Here is an 8,250-nt window from a genome sequence, read left to right on the forward strand (position 1 = left end):
CATCGGTACCGGAGTGGCGACCCGGAGGGCCGCCATGTGCACCGGTGCGACATGCGATTGCGTTACACCACCGGCAAACCTAAATTCTCACGCAGCGTAGCGAATTCATAATCATCGCGGAACAGACCGCGACGGCGCAGCTCCGGGATCACCAGCTCAACAAACAGATCAAGCTGCTCTGACATAATCGCCGGCATGATGTTGAAACCATCCGCACCGCCCTCATTCAGCCACAGCTCGAAGTCATCGACGATATCCTCAGCCGTACCGACAATCACGCGGTGGCCGCGCGAACCTGCCGCGATAGCCGCCAGCTCACGCAGCGTCAGATTTTCACGTTTCGCCATGTCGGTCATCAGCTTCACGCGGCTCTGGTTGCCTTCGCCCAGTGGCACCTCCGGCACCGGTCCATCAAGCGGATACTGGCTGAGATCCATGCTGAAACGCAGCGACAGCTGACGCAGACCGTTTTCGATATCCACCAGCGTGTTGAGCTCTTTCCACAGCGCTTTCGCCTCTTCGCGTGTGCGTCCGACAATCGGCATGACGCCCGGCATAATCACCACATGCTCCGGATTTCGCCCTGCGGCGATTACCTGATCTTTCTGCGAACGGTAGAACGCCTGCGCCTCTTCCAGACTGGCAGCAGCGGTAAAGATCACCTCGCGGTCTCGGCGGCCAGTTTCTGACCATCGGCGGAGGAGCCGGCTTCAATGATCACCGGGCGCCCCTGCGGCGAACGCGTAATGTTGAGCGGACCCTGCACCTGGAAATGCTCGCCTTCATGATTGATAGCCTGAATTTTGTCATCCACGAAGTAGGCGCCGGTCTCTTTATTGGGTTGTACCGCACCCTCCTGCCAGCCTTCCCACAACTTATTGGTCACTTCCAGGAACTCGCGAGCACGCGCATAACGCTCGGCGTGATTTGGCATATCGCTGCGGCTGAAGTTACGTGCCACGTCGGTAGAGAATGAGGTCACCACGTTCCATGCGGCGCGACCGCGGCTGATGTGATCCAGCGATGAGAAGCTGCGCGCCATGGTGAACGGATCGCTAAAGGTGGTGGATGCCGTGGCGGCCAGGCCAATGCGACGCGTATTAACAGCCAGTGCAGAGAGCATGGTCAGCGGTTCAAGACGCGCCATGGTGGACGGCAGACGGTACATGCTGGTTGCCAGCGCATCACCGACAAAGAACAGATCAAACTTACCGGCTTCCGCCTTTTTCGCGAGCGTAATCAGCCAGTCGATATCCGTAGGATCGCCCAGATGTTCGGTCAGACGCCAGCCACTAACGTGCTGCCCAACCGGTTGAACAAATAGCCCTAAGCGAATGCGTCGCGTTGATGAAGTAGCCATAATTTTTCCTGGTCAATAAAAGGTAAATGCAGATTAAAAGGTATTTTCCGTCGCCAGCAGCGCCTGCTCTAACGCATCCGCAGTAATACGGAATGGCAGACGTTCAGCACTGGCCGCAGGGAATTTTATCTGTTCAGCCAGAGTACGGATGGCCGCCGCACGATCGCCGGTTAACGGCGCTAACGTCAGCGGCATATCGTACTGACGCAGCAGCGCCAGCAGCTCAGCATCCGGCACGCCACTATGTTCAACCAGTGACTGCACCAGCAGGCTAAAGCCCACTTTTTCGCCGTGCAGCCAGTGGTGCAGCTCAGGCTGGTGAGTAAGACGATTATGGATGGCATGGGCAAAACCCGGGGTGGGCAGAACGTCACGCACGCTGTTCGCCAGCCCGGCCAGCACAATACAGGCATCGATCACTTTGACCAGCGCCGGTGTCACCTGCTGCTGTGCATTGGCGCTGACCGCCGCGGCGCCGAGCTCACGGAAAACATCCAGCGCGCGCTGCGCTGTCATCACCTTCAGGTCCAGCGCCAGGTCGTCAGGATTGTTGCGCAGATAAGGATAGAACTCGTAGTACTTCGCCAGCGCATCCACAATACCGGCTTTGAGATAGCGCACATCGCTGCTGGCGATCACCTCGCTATCCACCAGCACCAGATCGGGCATTTTGCCCAGCGGCTGGCTACGCAGATGGCCGCCCTGCGCGTTATAGATAATGGCGATCGGTGACCAGGCCGCACAGGTTGCGGCCACGGTGGCGAAGTTGACCACCTTAAGCGCCGGTAGCTGGCTACCGACCGCTTTAGCAGCATCCAGCACGCGCCCGCCGCCAATCGCCAGCAGGAGTTCGGCCTGCTGCTGTTCAACGTTCTGCTTCAGCGTCTCAATGGCGGCATCGGTACACTCACCGGTCAGGTACTCAATTTCCCAGCGGATGCCGTTTTCGCTCAGGCTCTGCGTCAGCTGCGGGTTAACCGCCTGCCAGGCACGCGGAGAGGTCAAGATGCGGATATGGGTAGCGTAAGGCTTAATAAACTCACCGGTGCGCGCACGCAGTCCCGGTTCATGTGCATAGGCACGCGGAGATTTGATCGCTAACACGTTGTCACCCTGATTAGGAAAAACGCCATAACAAAGTTGTTATATTTCAGAGGATTAATACGATTTAGTTATAGCGCTAACGAATTTATGCATACTACGGTAAATAAGGATTTAAGCAATGGAAAAGCCGCCATTTCATTTTCACAAATTTGCATTAGCTTAGTCATTTTTCACATATAGCAGCCTGCGGCATTACTGATAATCTTGCACCATCCATAACGTACGGGGGGCGGCTGAAGCGCGTTAAGCCTCCTGAGAGTGCTATTTGCCGCAAGGCGGCGTTTACCGGGGATGTCTATGTCACTTGAGTTTCGTCAGGTTCGCCTGGATGAGGTGGAGACCTATCAGGCACTGATGCATGCAGCCTATGCGCCTACGCTGGCGATGGGAATTAAATTTGATGCTGCGACGGCAGATCGCGAAAAAACCTTGCGTCACCTGCAGAGCCACGGTGTCTATGCGCTCTATGCCGAGGGCGTAATGGTATCGTCCGTGACCGTGCGCTATCCGTGGGGTCCGCTGCCTGGCCCGTTTGGCCTGCCCCACATTGGCTGGTTTGGTGCCCATCCGGACTATCCTGGCCAGCAGTATGGCCGCCAGGTACAGGATCGGCTGGAGCAATTGATCCTGAAAGAGCAGCTGCGTGCGCCAGCGGTCTCGCTCGGCACCGCTATCAACCATCCCTGGCTGATTGAGATGTACAAAAAGCGCGGATTTACCCTGATGCACACCACCAATCTGGGCAAAGGCCATATTACTCAATATATGAAGAAAGTGCTGGATGACACCGCGCATACGGCGTGGCTGACGCGTCAGCCGGCACGACAAGGAGATCAGGCATGAGCCAATCGGCTGAACACGCACTGGGCGAGTATCTTGTGGCCTTCCGCCACGAACTGCACCGTTTCCCGGAGCTCTCAAATCAGGAGTTTGAAACCACCGCCCGCATTCGCCAGCAGCTGGAAACGCACCAGATTCGCGTGCTGGATCTGCCCCTGAAAACCGGGCTTGTGGCCGAAGTCGGGCCGGAGAGCGGTCCGCTGATCGTGCTGCGATCGGATATTGATGCGCTGCCCATCGACGAGCAATCAGACGTCACGTTTCGTTCCGAACGCCCGGGTGTGATGCACGCCTGCGGCCACGATTTTCACAGCTCTGCCGCATTAGGTGCCGCTATTCTGCTTAAAGAGCAGGAGGCATCACTGCCGGGACGCGTGCGTATTCTGTTCCAGGCCGCAGAAGAGACCGGTCAGGGGGCGCCCGATGTGATCGCCACCGGCGCGCTTAGCGAGGCCGCCGCCATTTTTGGCATCCATAACGATCCATCGCTACCACCGGGCGTGATTGGCAGCAAAGCCGGTCCACTGACGGCGGCGGTTGATCGGTTTGAGATCCACATTAACGGTATCGGTAGCCACGCGGCCAAACCGCATCAGGGTAACGATCCGATTGTCATCGCCGCGCAAATCGTCTCTGCGGCGCAAACGCTGATCAGCCGTAATGCCCCTTCAGCAGATAATGCCGTCGTATCGATTACGCAGATCCACAGCGGCAGCACCTGGAATGTGATCCCGGACAGCGCCTGGCTGGAGGGCACGGTGCGCTCGTTTTCGCAGGAGACGCGCGAGCGGCTTGAGCAGCGTTTTCGTGAGATTGTCTCAGGCATGGGTGCGGCGTTTGCTGCTGACGTCACCTTTAACTGGCACGCGGGTCCGCCTTCGGTGGTTAACGATGCGCACTGGGCCGATTTTGCCCTGCAGCAGGCTGCGGCCAGTGGCTTTGAGGCACGCGTAGTAGAAGCCAGCCCGATTGGCGAGGACTTCGCCTTCTATCAGCAGCAGTTGCCGGGCGCGTTTATGATGATTGGCACCGGGGAGCCCTATGCGCTGCACCATCCGGCGTTTCGCATCAATGACGCAGTGCTGCTCCCGACATCACGCTATCTGGCGCAGCTTGCTGTCGCCGCGCTTCACAGCCTGGAGCAGCCATGAATCTGACCATCGCGCTGGCTGAACATATTCTCCATAGCCAGCCGGATACTCAGGCGCGCGATGCCGCGCGAGAAGGGGTGCGCGATTTTCTCGCCGTCAGCTGGCCGGTGTTACAGGGTCACGTACCCGATAGCGGGTTACCTGCCTGCGCCGCGTCTATCACGATGGCAGCCTGCGATCGCAGGCGCTGCTGCTGGGCTACGCCTCTCATGCGCTGGACTATGACGATTTCCATGCTGATTTTCGTGGTCACCCCAGCGTGGTGATTCTGCCCGCACTGTTCGCCTGGCAGCTGCAGCACGCCACTACCGCAGAGGCGCTCCTGGATGCTTATGCGATTGGCGTTGAAGTGGCGGGGCGGCTTGGCCTGGCCGCCAGCCAGCAGCACTACGCGCTGGGCTATCATAATACCGCTACGCTCGGCACCGTGGCCGCCGCCGCCGCGCTGGCGCGGTTAATCAGCACGGACGTTGCAACCTGCACCACGCTGCTCGGCATCGCCGCTACGCAGGCCAGCGGCCTGCGGGCGCAGTTTGGTTCGGCGGTTAAACCTCTGCATGCCGGCTTTGCGGCTGAACGGGCCATCACCGCCGCGCAGCTGGCGCTGGCCGGATTGGCCGGACAGCAGGATGGCGTTTTGACGGCTTTTCTCACTGCCAGCAGCAACGGGCAGGCGCAGCCAGAGAAACTGCTGGAGAGCTGGGGCCAGCCGTGGCGCATCGTATCGCCAGGTCTGGAGTTCAAACCCTTCCCAACCTGTGCGGGTACGCACAGTGCCGCCGAAGCCGCGCGCATGCTACGCGATCGGTGGCTGGCCAGCGGCAAGCCACTGGATACGCTGCTGAGCAGCATCCGCGAGATCGGCGTGGCCTTCCCGCCGGGCGGCGATATTGCTGCTGCCATACGCGTGCCCGTTAATGGTATCGAAGCGCGTTTTAGCCTGGAGTATGTCATCGCTGCGATGCTGATTTACGGTGATTTGCGGCTGGCCGACTTTGCCGAAGGCGATCTTAACCCGGCGGTTATGCCGCTGGCGGCAAAAGTGCGGCGCATGCCGGATGCCTCCGCCCCGCCCGATGCGCTTAATCCGGCGCTGCGTTTTCATCAGGTCACCTTAACGTTAAACGACGGCGTGCAGCTGCAGCAGCGCCGGACGCGGCAGCAATCGCTGGCCGATGGCGTTGATGTTGCGGCTAAACTGCATGCGGCATTACGCCACGAAACCGCTGCGCGTCAGCAACAGCTTCTGCAGTGCTGCGAACTGAAAAGCGCGGCGGACGTCGCGACGCTCAGCCAGCTATTAAGCGGCAATCATGACTAAAACAGAGCGGCTGTTAGCGCTGTTACAGCTACTGCGCTGCCACCGCTACCCGGTGACGGCGCAGCGCCTGGCCGATCACCTGCACATCAGCGTGCGCACCGTCTACCGCGATATCCTCTGCCTGCAGCAGCAAGGCGTAGATATCGCGGGTAGCGCCGGCCTTGGCTATCTGCTGAAGTCAGATGGCCACCTGCCGCCGCTGATGTTTTCGCGCCAGGAGATTGATGCGCTGGTGCTGGGGCTCAATTGGGTCAGCCGGCACACGGATGCTGAGCTGAAATTGGCCGCGCAGCACGCGCTGGCGAAAATCCATGCCGTGGTGCCCGATCCGCTGACCCACGCCATCGATCATCAATCCTTCCTGATCGCCTCACGCGGTGAAGCGGTGTTTGAGAAGCATCTGCCCGAGATCCGGCAGGCGATTCATCAGCGTACAAAGATTCAGCTCACCTACCGGGATCTCAAGGAGGCCACCTCAACGCGTACCGTGTGGCCCGTGGTTATTGGCTATTTCGAGCAGGTACGCCTGTTGTGTGGCTGGTGTGAGCTGCGCCAGGCGTTCCGCAATTTCCGCGTGGATCGCATAGAGGATGTGAGAGTCACCGAAACACACTATCCCGGCACGCGGCATCAGCTGCTCAAACGCTGGCGCGAGTATCAAAATCTGCGTCATCCGATAGACTCCTGACAAATTCTGTCACGCGTTCGCCTTACTCTGCAGCGGTAAACACACAAGGAGAACACCATGCTTACCGCTAACATGACCATTATCTACGTCCACAACGTGCTGAAGAGTGCTGATTTTTATGCCGCGCTCTTTGATATGAAACCCGCGGAGCTCAGCCCCACCTTTGCCATGTTTATCTTCCCTGGCGGTTTTAAACTGGGTATCTGGTCGAAATACACAGTGCAACCCGTTGTTCATCAGCAAACCGGCAGTGCCAGTGGTGAGCTGGTGTTCAAAACCGCCAGTAAGGCCGATGTGGATTTTCTGTATCACGAATGGGCGATGCTGCGCGAAATCACCGTACTCCAGACGCCGGTCCGGATGGATTTTGGCTATACCTTTAGCGTGATTGATGCAGACGGGCATCGTCTGCGCGTCTGTTTTCTGCAGCTGGATGAAGCGTAACACTCTTTTCCCGGCGCGCAGATAAGCGTGCAGACTTATAATGACATGCGTGATTAAATAAATAACACAACCCGATTAACTAACCCAGCCGGTTATTAATTGCTGCAAAACGTTTATATTTAACCGGCTGATGTAATCTGGCGGGAATTTATTTCCCGCCTTTCTTTAAATAACTCAACACGCTAGCCAATTTTTAACGCTCGGGTTATAAACCACTGCCACCGGTGGGCTTTTTCCCTTTTACTTCACTCACTTGCGTAACGCTTTAACCACACTATAATTTCCTGAAGTTTCCTGAAAATCTCTGCCGCTATCTTGCCGTAACGCCTTACTCCCTTCCCGCGTTACGGCATTGCGCTGTCCGGCACAAAAGACGGCAATTTTTATACGATTTAATTGCAACTTTTTATTTTACTTTGGCCCTGCTGAAATTTGCAGGGACGATGCTTTTTTCCTGAAATAACCAGGAGAGCTACATGTCGCCTTTTTCCAGTTTTTGGCAGGCCGGCTATGAGGGTGCCGATCATATTAATCCTGCAGGTATTGCGCTCGATATGAACGCGCTGACCGCCCACAGTCATTGTTATGCGGCTGATTATTCAGCGCTTGCTGAATTTGAGATGCGTGTGGTGCGGGAGAGTATTGGCTGGCGGCGCGCGACATCACATCCGCAAACCCTGTTCACCCGCCTGCAGGCGCACATGGAGGAAGCACACCGTCAGGGCATACAGATTAACTGGACGCTGTGCCACTACGGCTGGCCGGAGGGGCTGACGCTGTTCTCAGCGGATTTTGTCCCGCGTTTCGCCGATTTTTGCCATCAAATCGCGCACTTTCTCCGGGATTTTTACGACGCGGCGCCTATCTACTCACCGATCAACGAGATCTCCTTTTTCGCCTGGGGTATCTCGGTCGGCCTGTTTGGTAACCCAGGTCACGCCGGGCCGGATGAGGTGAAGCGCCAGCTGGTGCGCGCCGCGCTGGCGGGGTGCGACGCGATACTGGCGGCGGATCCACGGGCGCGTTTCCTGCACAGCGATCCCATCATTCATCTGGTGGCAGACGATGAGAGCGAACCGGCCCGGCAGCTTGCAGCTTCACTTCACGCAGCGCAGTTCCAGGCCTGGGACATGCTGGCAGGCCTGCAGGCGCCCGAGCTTGGCGGTGCACCGCGCTATCTCGATCTCATCGGTGCCAACTACTATCACAGCAACCAGTGGCTGGCGACGAGCGGACAGCGGCTGGCGTGGCATCTTGGCGATGCGCGCCGCATCCCCCTGCATCAGATGCTCTGCCAGCTCTCACAGCGCTATCACCGCCCGTTGCTGCTGGCGGAGACCAG

At 58.1% G+C, this 8,250-nt stretch carries 5 protein-coding genes and 3 pseudogenes; 6 read left to right on the top strand and 2 right to left on the bottom strand.

Features of this window, described 5'->3' with window-relative positions:
- Positions 1-62: 62 nt before the first annotated feature.
- A pseudogene (locus HA48_RS16975) lies at positions 63-1,360 on the bottom strand (LLM class flavin-dependent oxidoreductase).
- 33 nt (positions 1,361-1,393) lie between these two features.
- Positions 1,394-2,464, bottom strand: a complete 1,071-nt coding sequence (locus HA48_RS16980) for an iron-containing alcohol dehydrogenase family protein (RefSeq protein ID WP_128602372.1) — start codon at positions 2,462-2,464, stop codon at positions 1,394-1,396.
- Between the two features lie 297 nt (positions 2,465-2,761).
- Between HA48_RS16980 and HA48_RS16985 the strand changes: the two genes are divergently transcribed.
- The 6 genes and pseudogenes from HA48_RS16985 to HA48_RS17010 form a co-directional block, all read left to right on the top strand.
- Positions 2,762-3,307: a GNAT family N-acetyltransferase gene (locus HA48_RS16985; protein WP_128602373.1), complete on the top strand. Its 546-nt coding sequence runs from the start codon at positions 2,762-2,764 to the stop codon at positions 3,305-3,307.
- The gene (locus tag HA48_RS16990) at positions 3,304-4,455 is read left to right on the top strand and encodes an amidohydrolase (protein ID WP_128602374.1); all 1,152 of its coding nucleotides are present in this window, start codon (positions 3,304-3,306) and stop codon (positions 4,453-4,455) included. Before HA48_RS16985 ends, HA48_RS16990 begins: the two co-directional genes overlap by 4 nt.
- A pseudogene (locus tag HA48_RS16995) lies at positions 4,452-5,776 on the top strand (MmgE/PrpD family protein). Before HA48_RS16990 ends, HA48_RS16995 begins: the two are co-directional and overlap by 4 nt.
- The gene (locus tag HA48_RS17000; protein ID WP_128602375.1) at positions 5,769-6,464 is read left to right on the top strand and encodes a helix-turn-helix transcriptional regulator; all 696 of its coding nucleotides are present in this window, start codon (positions 5,769-5,771) and stop codon (positions 6,462-6,464) included. The pseudogene HA48_RS16995 and the gene HA48_RS17000 overlap by 8 nt, the downstream one beginning before the upstream one ends.
- Before the next feature lie 57 nt (positions 6,465-6,521).
- Positions 6,522-6,908, top strand: coding sequence for a VOC family protein (locus HA48_RS17005; RefSeq protein ID WP_128602376.1), 387 nt, complete (start codon positions 6,522-6,524; stop codon positions 6,906-6,908).
- A 476-nt stretch (positions 6,909-7,384) separates the two neighbouring features.
- A pseudogene (locus HA48_RS17010) lies at positions 7,385-8,250 on the top strand (amine oxidase); the annotation flags it as partial.

The sequence above is a fragment of the Pantoea wallisii genome (genome assembly GCF_002095485.1).
Classification (GTDB): domain Bacteria; phylum Pseudomonadota; class Gammaproteobacteria; order Enterobacterales; family Enterobacteriaceae; genus Pantoea; species Pantoea wallisii.

Excerpts from the sequence above, each read along its gene's own strand:
- HA48_RS16985 (WP_128602373.1), top strand. The coding sequence starts at position 2,762 with ATGTCACTTGAGTTTCGTCAGGTTCGCCTGGATGAGGTGGAGACCTAT.
- HA48_RS16990 (WP_128602374.1), top strand. The coding sequence starts at position 3,304 with ATGAGCCAATCGGCTGAACACGCACTGGGCGAGTATCTTGTGGCCTTC.
- HA48_RS17000 (WP_128602375.1), top strand. The coding sequence starts at position 5,769 with ATGACTAAAACAGAGCGGCTGTTAGCGCTGTTACAGCTACTGCGCTGC.
- HA48_RS17005 (WP_128602376.1), top strand. The coding sequence starts at position 6,522 with ATGCTTACCGCTAACATGACCATTATCTACGTCCACAACGTGCTGAAG.